The 16992-nt window shown below is 51.2% G+C and carries 19 protein-coding genes; 10 read left to right on the plus strand and 9 right to left on the minus strand.

Annotation, left to right across the window (positions count from 1 at the left end):
- Positions 1-45 precede the first annotated feature (45 nt).
- The 6 genes from HV213_RS17680 (at position 46) to HV213_RS17705 (ending at position 4066) form a co-directional block, all read left to right on the plus strand.
- Entirely contained in the window at positions 46-606 is a 561-nt protein-coding gene (locus HV213_RS17680) for a lipoprotein (protein WP_112217206.1), read from the plus strand.
- 122 nt (positions 607-728) lie between these two features.
- Positions 729-1775, plus strand: coding sequence for a dihydroorotase (gene pyrC, locus HV213_RS17685; protein WP_181482705.1), 1047 nt, complete (start codon positions 729-731; stop codon positions 1773-1775).
- Between the two features lie 72 nt (positions 1776-1847).
- Complete coding sequence (dinI, locus tag HV213_RS17690; RefSeq protein ID WP_181482706.1) at positions 1848-2093, plus strand: DNA damage-inducible protein I; 246 nt, start codon at positions 1848-1850, stop codon at positions 2091-2093.
- A gap of 285 nt (positions 2094-2378) precedes the next feature.
- On the plus strand, positions 2379-2633 hold the full coding sequence (gene bssS / locus HV213_RS17695; RefSeq protein ID WP_110277097.1) for a biofilm formation regulator BssS: 255 nt from the start codon (positions 2379-2381) through the stop codon (positions 2631-2633).
- Positions 2634-2758: 125 nt separating this feature from the next.
- Complete coding sequence (gene solA, locus HV213_RS17700) at positions 2759-3877, plus strand: N-methyl-L-tryptophan oxidase (protein WP_181482707.1); 1119 nt, start codon at positions 2759-2761, stop codon at positions 3875-3877.
- Between the two features lie 75 nt (positions 3878-3952).
- Entirely contained in the window at positions 3953-4066 is a 114-nt protein-coding gene (locus HV213_RS17705) for a DUF2770 family protein (protein WP_181482708.1), read from the plus strand.
- On the opposite strand, the gene trhO is transcribed toward HV213_RS17705, so the two are convergent.
- Complete coding sequence (trhO, locus tag HV213_RS17710; RefSeq protein ID WP_181482709.1) at positions 4052-5116, minus strand: oxygen-dependent tRNA uridine(34) hydroxylase TrhO; 1065 nt, start codon at positions 5114-5116, stop codon at positions 4052-4054. The two genes, HV213_RS17705 and trhO, sit on opposite strands and share 15 nt — an antisense overlap.
- A 208-nt stretch (positions 5117-5324) precedes the next feature.
- Here trhO and HV213_RS17715 point away from each other — a divergent pair, with 208 nt between their 5' ends.
- The 3 genes from HV213_RS17715 to HV213_RS17725 all read left to right on the plus strand — a co-directional run bounded on the left by HV213_RS17715 (position 5325) and on the right by HV213_RS17725 (position 8150).
- Entirely contained in the window at positions 5325-6245 is a 921-nt protein-coding gene (locus HV213_RS17715; protein WP_181482710.1) for a Kdo(2)-lipid IV(A) acyltransferase, read from the plus strand.
- Positions 6246-6420: 175 nt separating this feature from the next.
- Complete coding sequence (gene mdtG / locus HV213_RS17720) at positions 6421-7671, plus strand: multidrug efflux MFS transporter MdtG (protein WP_110277092.1); 1251 nt, start codon at positions 6421-6423, stop codon at positions 7669-7671.
- A 92-nt stretch (positions 7672-7763) separates the two neighbouring features.
- Complete coding sequence (locus tag HV213_RS17725) at positions 7764-8150, plus strand: MysB family protein (RefSeq protein WP_181482711.1); 387 nt, start codon at positions 7764-7766, stop codon at positions 8148-8150.
- On the opposite strand, the gene HV213_RS17730 is transcribed toward HV213_RS17725, so the two are convergent.
- From HV213_RS17730 to mdoG, 3 genes are all read right to left on the minus strand, one after another.
- Positions 8151-8378, minus strand: coding sequence for a YceK/YidQ family lipoprotein (locus HV213_RS17730; RefSeq protein WP_110277090.1), 228 nt, complete (start codon positions 8376-8378; stop codon positions 8151-8153).
- A gap of 66 nt (positions 8379-8444) precedes the next feature.
- The gene (mdoH, locus tag HV213_RS17735; protein WP_181482712.1) at positions 8445-10973 is read right to left on the minus strand and encodes a glucans biosynthesis glucosyltransferase MdoH; all 2529 of its coding nucleotides are present in this window, start codon (positions 10971-10973) and stop codon (positions 8445-8447) included.
- A complete protein-coding gene (gene mdoG, locus HV213_RS17740; protein ID WP_112217198.1) occupies positions 10966-12519 on the minus strand; it encodes a glucans biosynthesis protein MdoG in 1554 nt (517 codons plus the stop codon). The genes mdoH and mdoG overlap by 8 nt, the downstream gene beginning before the upstream one ends.
- Before the next feature lie 252 nt (positions 12520-12771).
- Here mdoG and mdoC point away from each other — a divergent pair, with 252 nt between their 5' ends.
- On the plus strand, positions 12772-13932 hold the full coding sequence (gene mdoC / locus HV213_RS17745) for a glucans biosynthesis protein MdoC (protein ID WP_181482713.1): 1161 nt from the start codon (positions 12772-12774) through the stop codon (positions 13930-13932).
- Between the two features lie 39 nt (positions 13933-13971).
- On the opposite strand, the gene HV213_RS17750 is transcribed toward mdoC, so the two are convergent.
- The 5 genes from HV213_RS17750 to HV213_RS17770 all read right to left on the minus strand — a co-directional run bounded on the left by HV213_RS17750 (position 13972) and on the right by HV213_RS17770 (position 16983).
- Positions 13972-14562: a TetR/AcrR family transcriptional regulator gene (locus tag HV213_RS17750; protein ID WP_181482714.1), complete on the minus strand. Its 591-nt coding sequence runs from the start codon at positions 14560-14562 to the stop codon at positions 13972-13974.
- 82 nt (positions 14563-14644) lie between these two features.
- Positions 14645-15169 (minus strand): O-acetyl-ADP-ribose deacetylase, encoded by a 525-nt coding sequence (ymdB, locus tag HV213_RS17755; protein ID WP_181482715.1) that lies wholly within the window; start codon positions 15167-15169, stop codon positions 14645-14647.
- 89 nt (positions 15170-15258) lie between these two features.
- Positions 15259-15564, minus strand: coding sequence for a type 1 fimbrial protein (locus tag HV213_RS17760; RefSeq protein WP_181482716.1), 306 nt, complete (start codon positions 15562-15564; stop codon positions 15259-15261).
- Positions 15565-15842: 278 nt separating this feature from the next.
- Positions 15843-16325 (minus strand): DUF1097 domain-containing protein, encoded by a 483-nt coding sequence (locus HV213_RS17765; protein WP_181482717.1) that lies wholly within the window; start codon positions 16323-16325, stop codon positions 15843-15845.
- A 103-nt stretch (positions 16326-16428) separates the two neighbouring features.
- Positions 16429-16983, minus strand: a complete 555-nt coding sequence (locus tag HV213_RS17770) for a TorD/DmsD family molecular chaperone (protein ID WP_181482718.1) — start codon at positions 16981-16983, stop codon at positions 16429-16431.
- Between the last annotated feature and the right edge of the window lie 9 nt (positions 16984-16992).

The raw sequence follows: 16992 nt of genomic DNA on the forward strand, positions 1-16992 counted from the left end.
TGCTTTGTGTCAGGATGAACCTATGGCATGACATTAAGGAACCCAATGAAAAAGATGTTTATCGCGGCCGCGCTTATTGTTAGCGGCCTTCTGAGCGGCTGTAACCAGCTTACGCAATATTCGGTTAGCGAGCAGGAAATCAACCAGGCGCTGCAGAAACGTAATCACTTCGCCAAGGATATTGGCCTGCCTGGCGTAGCGGATGCCCACATTGAGCTGAAAAACCTTACCAGCGCCATTGGTCGTGAAGAACCGAACAAAGTGACGCTAAGCGGAGTGGCGAATTTAGATCTGAATTCATTATTCGGTAACCAGAAAGCAACCATTGATCTGAAGCTCAAAGCGCTACCGGTATTTAATAAAGAAAAAGGGGCCATTTTCTTGCAGGAGATGGAAGTTGTTGATGCGAAAGTCCACCCTGAGAAGCTGCAGTCTGTCGTCCAAACGCTAATCCCCTATCTCAATCAATCACTACGTAGCTACTTCAATCAACAGCCCGCTTACGTGCTGCGCGAAGATGCCAGCACGGGTGAAGCATTGGCGAAAAAGTATGCTAAAGGTATCGAGGTGAAACCTGGGGAGATCATCATCCCCTTCACCAATTAATTCTTCGGGCGCTTCAGCGCCCGTTTTTTTACGGAAATTGATGCAAAGGAAAACGTTTACGCTTATCCTTAGTGCCCGGCAAAAACAGCCCTGATGACTGAACTTATTAGCCGGAGCCTTCCATGACAGCACAATCCCAGGTATTGAAAATCCGCCGCCCTGACGACTGGCATATTCATCTGCGCGATGACGATATGTTAAAAACCGTCGTGCCTTATACCAGTGAATTTTATGGCCGGGCAATCGTGATGCCGAATCTGGTCCCTCCTGTCACCACAGTAGAAGCCGCCATCGCCTACCGCCAGCGTATTCTTGATGCCGTCCCTGCGGATCATGATTTTACACCGCTAATGACCTGCTATCTGACCGATACACTCGACCCGGCAGAACTGGAACGCGGATTTAACGAGGGCGTGTTTACTGCCGCCAAACTCTATCCGGCCAATGCCACGACCAACTCCAGCCATGGCGTTACCAGCACCGATGCCATCATGCCAGTGCTTGAACGTATGGAAAAACTGGGCATGCCGCTGCTGGTTCACGGTGAAGTCACCCACCCTGATATTGATATTTTCGACAGAGAAGCACGCTTTATTGACACGGTCATGGAGCCTTTGCGCCAGCGTCTGCCCGGCCTGAAGGTTGTCTTCGAACATATCACCACGAAAGACGCCGCTGAGTATGTACGCGATGGTAACGACCTGCTGGCGGCCACCATTACCCCTCAGCATCTGATGTTTAACCGCAACCATATGCTGGTTGGCGGCGTGCGCCCTCACCTTTACTGTCTACCGATTTTGAAACGCAATATCCACCAGCAGGCACTGCGTGAACTGGTCGCCAGCGGTTTCGAGCGAGCCTTCCTTGGCACCGACTCCGCCCCGCATGCCCGTCACCGCAAGGAGGCCAGTTGCGGCTGCGCAGGTTGTTTCAACGCGCCAACCGCGTTGGGAAGTTACGCGACGGTGTTTGAAGAGATGAACGCCCTACAGCACTTTGAAGCTTTTTGTTCACTTAATGGCCCACGTTTCTATGGTCTGCCGGTCAATGAAACCTACGTTGAACTGGTGCGTGAAGAAAGCACAGTGGTAGAGAGTATCTCACTGCCAGGCGATTCACTGGTGCCGTTCCTCGCCGGAGAAACCGTGCGCTGGACGATGAAAAAATAAATCCCGCGCTCCCTGTTGTAAACGTGCAAATGATACTGTATAAATAAACAGTATATTACACAGGGGGCAATTATGCGCATTGAAGTGTCTATCGCCAAATCTACAGCCTTACCCAGCGGCGCCTTAGAAGCGCTGAACAGTGAACTCTCGCGGCGTATCGATCAACAGTTCCCTTCGATGTCAAGTCAGGTGACGGTCCGATATGCGGCCAATAACAATTTGTCGGTCATCGGCGGTTTGAAAGAAGATAAAGACCGGATTAGCGAAATCCTGCAAGAAACCTGGGAAAGCGCCGACGATTGGTTTGTCCGCGACTAGTCAATTAAATTTGCTCCCTCATTGTGCAACTTTTTGCCGGGTCGCCCCGGCTTTTTTATTCTTTTCATACTCAGACATTCCCTATTGCCCCCGCTTACGCCCTTATAAAATAACGAAGAATGAAACCTCGCGAGCACAAAAAATCAGCAATCAGTGGCGTATGTATCTCTATTTCGTTTAATTTCTCGAGTTTATTCTTGACTACTGATATAATTAATTTGCTTCAGAAAATATGCATTGAACCTCGAGAACTGTTGTCTTTTAACATATGAAGAAGGGGTTATGATGGAAAAGAATAATGAAGTCATCCAGACCCATCCCCTCGTTGGATGGGACATCAGCACCGTGGATAGCTACGATGCACTGATGTTGCGCCTGCACTACCAAAACCCCACTCAAGAAAGCAGTAGAGACGCAGAAATTGGCCAGACGCTATGGCTAACAACGGACGTCGCACGTCAGTTTATTTCTATTCTGGAAGCAGGTATTGCGAAGATTGAATCCGGCGAATACCAGGAAAATGAGTATCGCAGACATTAGCAATAACGCACTAATGTCTAAATATTCACTGAACAGGCACCTATGGGTGCCTGAACTATTTTCGGACTTGTATAACTGCGGGTTGTTAATTACCCTGCTAATAAAGCAATAACCCGGAACTCACCATGCAATATGACCTCATCATTATCGGTAGCGGCTCCGTTGGCTCCGCCGCAGGCTATTATGCGCGACAGGCAGGGCTTAACGTTCTGATGATCGATTCACATCAGCCTCCACATCAGGAAGGCAGCCATCACGGTAACACGCGCCTCATTCGTCACGCCTATGGCGAAGGTGAAAGGTATGTCCCTCTGGTGCTACGAGCACAAAAAATGTGGGATGAATTTGCCGCCGCCAGCGGTGAAGCCGTTTTTGAACGCACGGGGGTCATTAATCTTGGGCCCGCAAACTCCGAATTTCTGCGCAACGTTGCCAATAGCGCGCGCCAATTCCAGCTCAATATCGAAGAAATGGATGGCCAGGCCGTGATGGCTCGCTGGCCGGAAATCCGTGTACCACATGATTATCAGGCAATATTTGAACCGGCATCCGGTATATTGCGCAGCGAATTGGCTATTGAGACCTGGATCCGCCTCGCCCGCGAAGCAGGCGCGGCCCAGCTATTCAATTGCCCGGTCTCCGCCATTCATCATCAGCCGAACGGTATAACAGTAGAAACAGTAGATGGTGAATACAGCGGTAAAAAACTGCTGGTCAGCGCCGGAACCTGGGCCACTCGCCTGCTGCCAAATCTGCCTGTTCAACCGGTCCGTAAGATTTTTGCCTGGTTTCAGGCCGATGGCCGCTACAGTACCAAAAATAACTTCCCGGCGTTTACGGGCGAATTACCCAATGGCGATCAATATTACGGTTTCCCGGCCGAAGACAATGAGTTGAAAATAGGCAAACATAACGGGGGGCAGCTCATTTCAGCCCCCGAAGAGCGCGCACCATTCGGCGCAGTTGCTACTGATGGCTCCGAATCTTTCAACTTCCTGCGCAACGTATTGCCCGGTATCGGCGGCTGTCTCCATGGCGCATCCTGTACCTACGATAATACGGCTGATGAAGACTTCATTATTGATACTCTTCCCGAACAGCCCAATACGCTCTTGATTACCGGGTTAAGCGGACACGGCTTTAAATTCGCTCCAGTACTGGGAGAGCTTGCCGTACAGTTCGCACTTGGTGAACCTTCTGAGTTTGATCTGACACCCTTTTCGCTGGCTCGCTTTCAGCAATAATAGCCAACTCTGCGGTTCTGCAACCGTGCAAAAAACAACGGCCTCGATTGAGGCCGTTAATCACTGAGAGATTTTATGCGTCGCCTGCTTGAATTACTGGTCAACAACGTCCGCGAGCATTTTATGATTTATCTGGCGCTGTGGCTTCTACTGGCGATTATCGATCTCATCTGGTTATGGTTTTTCTGAAGACTCAGGATCCGGGATCCCTAACCTGGTGTTTAGACGACCGCGAGATTTATTGAAGATTTTATTGCCATTTTCGCGCCCGGCACGCAGTTTCCGCTGCTCCTCTTCCGGCAGCTTATGCTCTTCCATACAGGCTTCGCTACAGCACCCGGCAAATTTTTCCGCGCAGTCTGGGCACTGAATAAACAGCAGGTGACAGCCATCGTTCAGACAGTTGGTATGGCTATCGCAGGATGTACCGCACTGATGACAATGAGCGATCACATCGTCTGAGATCCGCTCTCCCATACGCTCATCAAAAACAAAATTCTTACCGACAAAGCGTACCGGTAGCCCCTGCTCGCGGGCACGGCGGGCGTACTCGATAATACCGCCTTCAATATGCCAGACTTTACTGAAGCCGTTATGCTTCATCCAGGCGCTGGCTTTTTCACAGCGAATCCCGCCGGTGCAGTACATAACGATCTTTTTATCTTTATGTTCCTGCATCATTTCGACGGCTTTCGGCAACTGATCGCGGAAAGTATCCGCTGGAATTTCCAGCGCATTATCAAAATGACCAACTTCGAATTCGTAATGGTTACGCATATCGATAAAGACCGCGTCTGGATCATCAAGCATAGCATTCACTTCCGCGGCCTTCAGATAATCTCCCACGTCTGAAGCATCAAACGTTGGATCATCAATACCGTCAGCGACAATGCGGTCACGAACTTTGAGTCGCAGAACCCAGAAGGATTTACCATCGTCGTCCAGGGCGATATTGAGGCGCAGACCTTTCAGTGCCGGATCAAAGCCATACAAAAATTCACGTAATGCATCGACTCGGCTCTGCGGAACGCTGATCTGTGCGTTAATACCCTCATGGGCCAGGTAAATACGTCCAAAAACGTTCAATTTGGTCAGCGCTAGCCACAGCGCATCACGGGTCGCTTTCGGATCGATAATAGTGAAATACTTATAAAATGAGATCGTCGTGCGCGGCTCGGTTTCAGCCAACATTTGCGCTTTTAACGTCTCATTTGAAATGCGGTTATGTAACACTGGCATGGTGTACCTGCTCGGCATAATCAATGGGTCAATAAACGGCGGGCATCATATAGCAAACACCAACAATTTACATCCCCACATTTTTAGCTACATTTCTCTCATCCACATTGATGACTATTAACAATAAATGCCTTCAGAGACTGTCATTTTGGCTGATGTATAAAAAAATGCGATAATGGAACGCGTTGCTTAATAGAACAGGTATGAGATGACCCATTTACCTAAATTTTCTGCAGCGTTGCTGCATCCACGTTATTGGTTACTTTGGTTTGGCGTTGGCCTGCTTTGGTTGGTCGTACAACTTCCTTATCCGGTGATTTACCGCCTTGGTACCGGGCTGGGCCACCTGGCCAGACTCCTGATGCGTCGCCGGGCTAAAATAGCCTCTCGCAATCTGGAACTCTGTTTTCCCGAAATGAGCGAGCAAGAACGCCGCCGGATGGTGGTTGCCAACTTTGAATCTGTCGGTATGGGTTTAATGGAGACCGGCATGGCCTGGTTCTGGCCAGCTCAGCGTATCGCGCGCTGGACCGATTCCATTGGCGTTGAACATATTCGGGCCGTACAGGCACAGAACCGCGGTATTCTGCTTATTGGCATCCACTTCCTGACGCTGGAGATGGGTGCACGCATGTTCGGTATGAATGAACCTGGTATCGGCGTCTACCGCCCAAACGACAATCCGCTTATCGACTGGCTGCAGACGTGGGGGCGATTACGTTCCAACAAAGATATGATTGACCGCAAGGATCTAAAAGGCATGATCCGCGCGCTGAAGAGAGGTGATGTGATCTGGTACGCACCAGATCACGATTACGGCCCGGTAGCCAGCGTGTTTGCTCCTTTTTTCGCGGTCGATCAGGCTGCCACAACCTCAGGAACCTGGATGCTGGCAAAAATGTCGAAAGCCTGCATCGTCCCGTTCGTGCCTCGTCGCAAACCTGACGGTAAAGGTTATGAGCTGATTATGCTGCCGCCGGAATGCGATCCGCCCCTGGATGATGCCGAGACAACCGCTATCTGGATGAACAAAATCATCGAGAAATGCATTCTGATGGCCCCAGAGCAGTACATGTGGATGCACCGTCGCTTCAAGACTCGTCCACCTGGCGTCCCTTCTCGTTATTGATCCGGCAAATGCCCCGATCCCGCATCTGAGCGCAGATGTAGGGATTGGCGAGCAGACTCTGGACCTGTTTTAGCTTTAAAAGCTGTCGTCCATTGCGACGATCATTTCTCAGGCGCATAATTAGCAAGCTCATATTTTCAATTATTTGACCTGCATCGCAGGCCAGTGGAATCCTATGCCCTCTGCTGATACCCCGATTAACTGGAAACGCAATCTCACCGTGACCTGGCTCGGCTGCTTTTTAACCGGCGCCGCGTTTAGCCTGGTGATGCCTTTTCTTCCTCTCTACGTTGAACAGCTCGGCGTAACCGGTCATAGCGCCCTCAACATGTGGTCGGGGATAGTCTTCAGTATCACCTTTTTATTCTCTGCAATTGCCTCACCGTTCTGGGGCGGCCTTGCTGATCGTAAAGGGCGTAAAATTATGCTGCTGCGTTCTGCGCTCGGTATGGCTATTGTCATGTTGCTGATGGGACTGGCGCAGAATATCTGGCAATTTCTGATCTTGCGCGCGCTTTTGGGCCTGTTGGGTGGATTCATTCCCAATGCCAATGCCCTGATAGCGACCCAAATCCCCCGGCATAAAAGCGGCTGGGCGCTGGGCACTCTGTCGACGGGTGCGGTCAGCGGCGCGCTGCTTGGGCCACTGGCTGGTGGTTTCCTGGCCGATCACTGGGGATTGCGTACCGTCTTTTTTATGACTGCGGCTGTTCTGTTTATCTGCTTCTTGTTTACCCTGTCTCTCATTCGCGAGAATTTCGTCGCAGTCAGCAAAAAAGAGATGCTCAGTGCGAAAGATGTTTTCTCTTCGCTGAAAAATCCCAAACTGGTCCTAAGCCTGTTTGTGACCTCATTAATCATCCAGGTTGCCACTGGCTCAATTGCGCCAATTCTGACGCTATACGTGCGCGATCTGGCCGGTAACGTCAGCAATATTGCGTTCATCAGCGGCATGATTGCCTCGGTACCCGGTATTGCCGCACTGCTCAGCGCCCCCAGACTAGGAAAGCTGGGCGACCGAATTGGTCCGGAAAAAATCCTGATTGTCGCCCTGGTGATTTCGGTTCTACTGCTGATACCGATGTCGTTCGTCCAGACGCCGTTGCAGCTTGGGATTCTGCGTTTCCTGTTGGGTGCCGCTGACGGTGCGCTACTGCCCGCCGTACAGACGCTGCTGGTATATAACTCCACCAGCCAAATTGCCGGACGAATCTTCAGCTATAACCAGTCGTTCCGCGATATTGGCAACGTGACGGGTCCATTGATTGGCGCATCGGTTTCCGCCAATTACGGTTTTCGCGCGGTCTTTTTAGTCACCGCCTGCGTGGTTCTGTTCAACGCGGTTTACTCTACCCTCACTCTGCGTCGTCCGCGCCGCGTTCCACCCACGGACGACGCGAGTTCCGGCAATCATTCAGTAAATTAATAACGCAATGGGGGTTACCTCCCTTGACGCTTTGCCAACTGCCTTCTATAGATTGAATCGTGTTCATTTCTATTCTTCTTAGGGGGTTAGCCATGCCAAAGGATTCGATGTTCTATGCCACGCTCGAAGAAGCTATCGATGCGGCCCGCGAAGAGTTTCTTGTTAATAATCCGGATAGCAACGAAGAGAGCGCCAACGTCGAGCAATTAAATATTCAAAAATACGTGCTGCAGGATGGGGATATCGCCTGGCAAGCAGAATTTTTTGCCGATGAAGATGAGCAAGGCGAATGTCTGCCAATACTTAGCGGCCAGGCAGCACAAAGCGTTTTTGATGGTGACTATGATGAGATTGAGCTTCGTCAGGAGTGGCTGGAAGAAAATACGCTGCACGAGTGGGACGAAGGTGAATTTCAGCTCGAACCCTCTCTTGACACCGAAGAGGGCCAGGCCGCTGCCGATGAATGGGATGAACGCTAATTAATTGTAGGGGCCATGGCTGGCGTCCAGCGGCAGCAATAGCGTATCAAACACCAGCGAAAAGGGCAGATCGAGAATCGTGATATAGCGCCATGAGGAATCACGCACATCCCACTGTACGCCGGGATAATACTGGTTTCCATGTCCCTGCCCCGGCACCGTGCGACTGATAATGCTACCGCAGCCGCTGAGAACCAGCGTCATGGCGATAACCAGTAAAACTCTCATCTATAACCTCTATTTTCAGGTAAAAAAATACCGGCATTTTTGCCGGTATTTTCCTTTACGTACGGCTTACTTCACTTTCAACGCCAGCGGATTCAACGTCAATTGCTGGTAGGTATCCACCCACGAAGAGTATTTCTCCGGCGCGGCCCACACGCGATAGTGCAAACGCGACATTGTAACCGGGTCGCTCAGCAACACCAGACGACGATCGCGGTTGAGTTTATCCGGCGTCTCGTTCAATGCCTGCTCAACATGACGTTCACGGGCGATATCCAGAATATGGCCATGGCGGTGACGCGCAGTTGCCATTGCCGTTGCCAATGCGTTGAATGATGGATTAAACACGGCATGCATAAAACCATCGTCCAGAGAACGCTGACGATTCAGCGTCAAGTACGCATCGGTATCTTTCAGCACCTGCGGTGGCGAATACTCTTCCGGGATCAGGAATAGCTTACAGCGCTTACTGCGCAGACCTAGCGTGGCACGGCTGGAGAGGGCCGACACGAACGGCGACAGAATCAGCGAAACCACAATCGGCGCCAGCCAGAACAGGAAACGCAGATCCAACCACGCCATACCGACCGCCCAGACCAGGCCCAGCAGCATCTGTGAACCATGGCGCATAAACGCCTCGCCCCACGGAGTCGAGTCATCATCACGCTGCGGTGAGTTCCAGACCACTTCCCAACCGAGAAACGCACTGACCACAAACACGGTGTGGAACAGCATACGCACCGGCGCCAGCAGTACTGAGAAGAGCACTTCCAACAACAGCGAAAGAGTGACGCGGAGGAATCCACCGTACTCCTTCGAGCCTTTACACCATACCAGAATGATACTCAGCAGCTTCGGCAGGAACAACAGCACCATCGTTGACGCAAAAAGCGCGATAGCCAGCTCCGGACGCCACTGCGGCCAGACCGGGAACAGCTGTCGCGGCTGCAGGAAGTATTGCGGTTCGGTCAATGCATGCACCACCTGTAAGGCGGTTGAGAGCGCAAGGAACATAAACCACAGCGGTGCCGACAGATAGGACATGACGCCAGTCAGGAATACCGCGCGGTGAACCGGGTGCATCCCCTTAACCAGGAACAGGCGGAAGTTCATCAGGTTTCCCTGACACCAGCGACGATCGCGCTTCAGTTCGTCCAGCAGGTTTGGCGGCAGCTCTTCATAAGAGCCTGGGAGATCATAGGCAATCCATACCCCCCACCCGGCACGACGCATCAATGCAGCTTCAACGAAGTCATGCGACAGAATCGAACCTGCGAAGTTACCCTCACCAGGCAACGGTGCCAGGGCACAGTGCTCGATAAACGGTTTTACGCGAATAATAGCGTTATGGCCCCAGTAATGCGATTCACCTAACTGCCAGAAGTGTAGGCCTGCGGTGAACAACGGGCCGTAAACGCGGGTGGCAAACTGCTGGCAGCGAGCATAGAGCGTATCCATTCCGGATGCGCGCGGCGATGACTGGATAATACCGGCATTCGGATTAGCTTCCATCAAGCGCACCAGACCGCTCAGACATTCACCGCTCATCACGGAGTCGGCATCCAGCACGACCATATAGCTATACTGACTACCCCAGCGGCGGCAGAAGTCATCGATGTTACCGCTTTTACGTTTCACGCGGCGGCGGCGGCGGCGATAGAATATCTGCCCTTCGCCCTGCACTTCAGCAATCAGCTCCATCCACGCTTTTTGCTCAGCCACGCAAATATCCGGGTTGTAGCTATCGCTGAGGATATAGACGTCAAAGTGCTCAGCATTCCCGGAAGCTTTTACCGATTCCCAGGTTGCACGCAGACCAGCGAAAACACGGTCAACGTCTTCGTTGCAGATAGGCATAATGAGCGCCGTGCGGTGCTCCGGATTCAGCGCCTCATCCCCCACCGTCGAAGCAGAGATACTGTATTTATCACGCCCAATTAGCAGTTGCAGGAAGCCCATCAGCGCCGTCCAGAACCCAGCGGAAACCCAGCAGAAAAGCACGGCGAACAGAATCAGAATCCCCGACTGCAGCACATATGGCAGCAGTTGCATAAAGGAGATCCACAGGTTCTGCCCCACCATATCTGCCGGGTTGATCAGCGCCCAGCCCTGATAAGGCAGAATAGTTTTCATATACCAGGTCGCCACGACGGTCTGCGCCAGCGTCAACAACAGCAGGATGTAGCGACGAATTGAGCCGACGGTACGCCATTTCTGCTCGCTCTCCTGCTCTTCTTTCGTCAGACGAGAAAGATAGCGTGGGGTGACGTCACGCCCACGCAGTCGGTCCCAGAAGCGCCCGACCGGGTTAGTACGCCAGGGGTCCGGGAACATAGAGGAACGTTTTGCCTTCGGCATCGCATTCAACTGAGTACGCCCTTCGTCATCCTTCATCAACTGGTCACCGGCCAGTGAATCCGGCCAGCTGTGTTCCAGTCGTGATTTTACTGACCCCAGCGGCGAGTCATCTTCACGCTTATAGACATGATGTTCAGCGTCCAGTGCTTCATGTACGGCCTGCAGGCTGGCGTCAGGCAACGCGGCTTTTTCTGCATCCGACAGCGGCAATGCGTCGATGTACTTCGTTATCTTATTCATTAGCAGGCAGCTGATAGCTCCAGGTTTCACTCAGCGTCTGATCGGCATTGACCAGCGCAGCGCGCATTTCCGTCGTTTTCTTCGGATCTTTTACTTTCACGCGCAGGATCATACGCCAGCCTTTAGTTACCGGGTTATAGCGCACCGTATTTTCAACGATTTCAGCGTTATCGCCGATGCTTGCCTGAGCGGTTATCGCGGTGTCAGCGGGCAGTTTTTTCATCTCAGTGCCGGTAAAATCGACGATAAAGGCGATGGTACCATCCGGCTGGCGAATCAGATTCGATTGCTTCACGTCACCAGTGGAACGACGAGTCTGCATCACATACGCGTTATCTGGCGCATGCAGTTTGTCTTCATCGCGACTGAAGGTGATGGTGTATTTGAAGTTCATCTCTTTGCCTGGCTCCGGCAATTGGTCCGGCGTCCAGTAGGTGACGATATTATCGTTGGTCTCGTCATTGGTCGGAATTTCAACCAGTTCGATTTTACCTTTACCCCAGTCGCCTTTTGGCGTGATCCACGCGCTTGGACGCAGGTCGTAGCGATCGTCAAGATCCTCGAAACGAGAGAACTGGCGGCCACGCTGCAGCAGGCCAAAACCTTGCGGGTTTTCCATCGCGTAGCTGCTGACGGCCAGATGTTTTGGATTATTCAGCGGACGCCAGATCCATTCACCATTTCCGGCGAGGATAGAGAGACCGTTGGAATCATGCAGCGCCGGGCGATAGTTGGTCGTCGGAGACGGCTGGTGTGGCCCAAACAGGAACATGCTGGTCAGCGGAGCAACGCCCAGCTTGCCCACTTTGTCGCGCAGGTAGACCTTCGATTGTACGTCAACAACGGTGTCGCGGCCCGGCATCACCACAAAGCGATAGGCTCCGGTTGCTCGCGGAGAGTCCAGCAACGCATAAATCGTCAGGCGTTTATCCGTGGCTTTCGGACGTTCAATCCAGAACTCACGAAAACGCGGGAATTCTTCGCCAGAAGGCAGTGCAGTATCGATAGCAAGTCCACGGGCAGAAAGCCCATAAACCTGGCCCTGACCCAATACGCGGAAGTAGCTTGCTCCGAGCATGCTGACAATTTCGTCGTTCTTATCTTTGCTATTGATCGGATACAGCACTTTAAAGCCAGCAAAGCCCAGGTCTTTAACCGTGTCTTTGTCGTGCTGAACATTACCAAAATTGAAATAATCCGGGTTATATTTAATTTTACGCACGCTGGTGGCAGTCACTTCATTAATGGTGACCGGCGTGTCGAAATACATCCCCTGGTGGTAAAACTCAAGCTTGAATGGGCTTTTAAGATTATTCCAATAGGCTTTATCGTGATTAAACTGAATTTGCTGATAATCCGCATACTTCATATCGCGGAAAGCAGAGGGCAGGTTACTTTTCGGCGCTTCATAGCCTTTGCCAGCTAACGTTTGAGCCTCTTTTGCGACGTCATCAATGCTGAATGCCCATGCAGATGAAGTACACAGGGACAACATTACGGCTGCGCTTAACCAACGCATTTTCATCATCTGTGGTTTATGTTTCATATAAGTAAGCACTTCCCCCTTTGTGTGCTTAAATCGATCCGATCTATTTTAATGGAAACTCGGGCAATCCGACAACATAATCCCTGCATTGTTCAGCCTGGCGGCACAGGGAATAAACAGTTCACTGTCCCACTTGCACTTTGCGTGCTTATCCTGGAGACAGATACCCAGAGTTCATGTAGGGTTGCAAAGAATTTAAAGGTTATCACGTTGAGTGATAAGACGAATTGTCTGAGAATGTAGCGAAATTGTATGAATAATACTCCAGTACAGCGTGAATATTTTTTCGATAGCATCCGCGCCTGGCTGATGCTGCTGGGAATTCCTTTTCACATCTCGCTCATCTACTCCAGCCACAGCTGGCATGTTAATAGCGTAGAACCTTCATGGTGGTTGACGTTGTTCAACGACTTCATCCATGCCTTTCGGATGCAGGTCTTCTTTGTGATTTCCGGTTATTTTTCCTACATGCTTTTTCTGCGCTATCCGCTTAAGAAATGGTGGAAAGTGCGCGTTGAGCGCGTAGGCATTCCCATGCTAACCGCCATTCCGCTACTGACCTTGCCGCAGTTTATTATGCTGCAGTACGTCAACGGCAAGGCTGGAAACTGGCATACCCTCTCAGGATATGACAAGTTTAACACCCTGGCCTGGGAATTAATTTCACATCTGTGGTTTTTACTGGTGCTGGTTGTGCTGACGACGCTAGGCATTGTGCTGTTTAAATGGCTGACAAGTCGACGTTCTGATACCGCCCCTACCTTCAGTGACACCGTCACAATGGGCCAGCTATCGATGATTTTTCTGGCGCTCGGCGTACTTTATGCGGTGATTCGTCGCACCCTGTTTATGGTTTACCCGCCTGTTCTCAGTAATGGTCTGTTCAACTTTATTGTCATGCAGACGCTTTTCTATCTGCCTTTCTTTATTCTTGGCGCCCAGACGTTTATTAACTCACGCCTGAAAGCGATGTTTACCACCTCATCACCCTGGTGCTTTGTTGGAGCGCTGCTGGGCTTTATCGCCTACCGCCTGAATCAGCAGTATGGGTCTGGCGATGGCTGGATGTATGAAACGGAATACGTCATCACCATGGTCCTTGGCCTGTGGATGGTCAACGTCGTCTTTTCCCTAGGCCACCGGTTGCTGAACTTCCAGTCCGCGCGAGTCACCTATTTCGTCAACGCGTCACTCTTTATCTATTTGGTTCACCATCCGCTGACCTTACTCTATGGCGCATGGATAACCCCGGTGATTAAATCGAATACCTTAGGGTTTATTACCGGGCTGGTCTTTGTTGTTGGGATTGCGCTGATTCTGTACGAAATCCATCTGCGGATACCGCTCCTGCGCTTCCTTTTCTCCGGGAAGTTGCAACAAAAAACAGCTAAACCACAGATTTCAGCGGGTTGATAAAGTCAAAAGCTGCCGTGTATTTTGCGTCCGGCAGCTCTACTCTTTCATGAACAACAGATGAAATACGTTGCGGTAAAGCGCCTCCATCGCCGTCTTATCAACTGTCGAGGTCGTGGCCAGTTCACACCGATAGGCTGCGCCTTCAGTTAAGATCGCGATAAATTCACAGGCAACATTAATTTGTTCTGCGCTCATTTCCGGATGATAGTGTCGGGTCAGTCGCCCGCCCTCTTCTTTCAGACGACGATCGGCTTGACGCATAATTTTGCGCAGGCGGGGATTTCTGGATGCTTCCGCGTTAATTTCCATCAACAGATAATTATCGGTCTTTGTGTCATCGGTCGCAGGGATCACGCCGGCTAAAACTGAGGCCATCCGGACCAAATCATGGTTTCCGGCCACCATCTCGCCAACCCTGGCATTGACGATTTCACTGACGATCGCTTCAACGATCTCTTCTTTACTGGCAAAGATACGATACAACTGCCCTACGCTCAGACCAGCCTGACGCGCAATGTCCGCAACGGAGGCACCATGCAGTCCCTTTTCCGCCAAACATTTCTGTGCTGCAGCCACAATTTCCACACGGCGAATCTGTTGTTTATGCAGTACTTTCCCTTCAACCACGCGTAAATCTCCAGTGATGATAATTTCCTGCGAATGCGGGAAACTATCATATCTTATTCCTGCAAGGGATCTGTATAACGAACTACTGCGTCTGAAGCAATCGGGTATAAATGCCAGCCGTTTCAGCATCGAAACAGACAAAAATGACGCGTTCCAGAGGGTTGTAGCGAGTGAGAAATGCATTTACCGTGCGTACGGCAATTTCTGCCGCAGCGTCTTTAGGATACCCATAAACGCCAGTGCTGATAGCGGGAAATGCAATTGAGCGATAGTTATTTGCTGAAGCCAGTAGCAGGCTATTTTTATAAGCATCTGCCAGCAACTCTGCCTCCTGCCGGTCGCCGCCGTGCCAAATTGGCCCTACGGTGTGAATGACCGCGCTGGCAGGTAGATTTCCCGCGACGGTAATGACTGCATGACCTGGTGGGCATTCTCCCTGCTGTTGAAGCACGATTTTACAGGCAGCCAGCAGTTCAGGGCCGGCAGCGCGATGAATCGCGCCGTCTACCCCACCGCCGCCAAGCAATGAAGAGTTTGCGGCGTTGACGATAACATCGACCGCGAGCGTTGTAATGTCGCCGAGAATAACCTCAGGTTGAACAGCCATTTCTCCTCCTGTCGGCATACGTCTAAGGATAAATACTTGAGGATAATATGGCATGATAGCCCCCGGGACGAAAGCCTGGGGGCAGGTTGTTACCGATAATCGACGTCCAGAATAGCGAGGGTACGTTGCGGGTTAATGTATCTTAACTGCGCCGAGCGGATGTTTTCGTTGTGAATATTTCCTTTTTCAAGCTGCTGAGCCGAGATCCGTACCGTCTTCGCCCGTGGGCAATCCATAACAACCTGGTTATCTGTCGCATTGAGTTGGCAAGGTGCTTCTACAACCCGCCCGTAAAAATGGATAACGCCAGCCTGCACCTGCTCCGCCATGGCCGGGCTAAAGAACGTGGGTAAAACACATAAAGCGGCAACTAACGCACATTTATATTTTTTCATGATTAAACTCCTCTGCATATCTGCATAGCTATCAAAAGCACAAGCCATCCATGAGTGCATCGAGTCACATCCACTTACAACAACACATTTATATTAACAAAATAAAAACAAATAAACTCAATTTATACCAATTGTGTTAACAAAATCGATTCACTGACTGACGGTACAGTGACTCATGAACGTGTAGACGGGAGGGAGGTTTAATGAAAGGAATTCCGGACACAAAAAAACAGGACCTGAAGCCCTGTTTTAAGGTAAAACGTGTGGTTTATAGGTGATTAGCTGTTTTCGTTAGCCAGTGATTTATTTTTCGCGGCTCGCGCCGCTAACCATAACCCGCTATTTTTCATCGCGTAGCCAAAGACCAGGCCCAATGCCAGCGAAGGTACCGCCAAACACCAGTCGCCATTGGTCGCAAACGTCGCGCACGCACCAATAAACGTACCGGGTACAAAGGAGAGCAGCAGCTGACGCGCCTGTATGCACATCAGAAACGCCACGATACCTGTCATAACATAGCTCAGGATTTCCAACTGTGGCGCCAGCGCGCTGCCATAAATAATCACCAGCGCCCATATCACGCCGCTCATGACCGTACAGGTTGAAATGAGCAGCCCTTTCAACCCACCTTGCGGACAGGCAAAGTAAGCGGTGCAGCCGAGGAAACCCGCCCAGCTCAGCAGGCCAAGCGCGACAGCCACCCATCCCCAAATTCCGGAGAGAATGCCAGTCGTTAATGCGATTGCGAAGAGTATGTTCATAGTGCGCATCATAGCAGATACGCACCTGGCAAATGCGACATAGAACACATTATGTGAGATGTGTAATTTTGCGTTGCATTAAATTTGTGATTTACATCACAAATTATTGTTCATTTTCTTCCTGCAGTTCATCCCACATTGCAGAGAGAGCTTCGCGGGTCAGCGGCGCCATAGTACGCCAGAATGGCGTAGTCGCATGCGCTTCAACTTTACCAAGGAAGGCCCCACACCATGGTAGAATGTAATCGGCAAACAGCGTTTCCAGAGTCTCGCTTTCATCCTCAGTGGCATGATCTTCCAGCCATGAGGCAGCCAGCAGCAGCGATCCGATATGATCCGTTGCGCTTTCTCCGGTTGGGATCCCGTGTGCACTCAGAAAACCACGAACTTCAGCTTCTGTCGCCCCTTCCACCCATGCGCTACGGTAAGGCGCAACGCTGCACTCTTCACCAACAAACAGGGCGTTATATTCAGCGGCCAGCGACTGCATATCACAACTCTTTTGCAGACGCTCCAGCAGCTCATCCTGCTCCAGCGGCCAACTCGCCGCCAGCTTCCCTTCACGAATAAGGGTAAACAGCGGGACCAGCAGTGGGTCCTGCGGCTGACGGTTGTAAAGTGAACCCAGCACGCGGCAGAGGATAGAAAACTCGTTCATTCATTTCTT

It is taken from the genome of Klebsiella sp. RHBSTW-00484, assembly GCF_013705725.1.
Lineage (GTDB): Bacteria > Pseudomonadota > Gammaproteobacteria > Enterobacterales > Enterobacteriaceae > Klebsiella.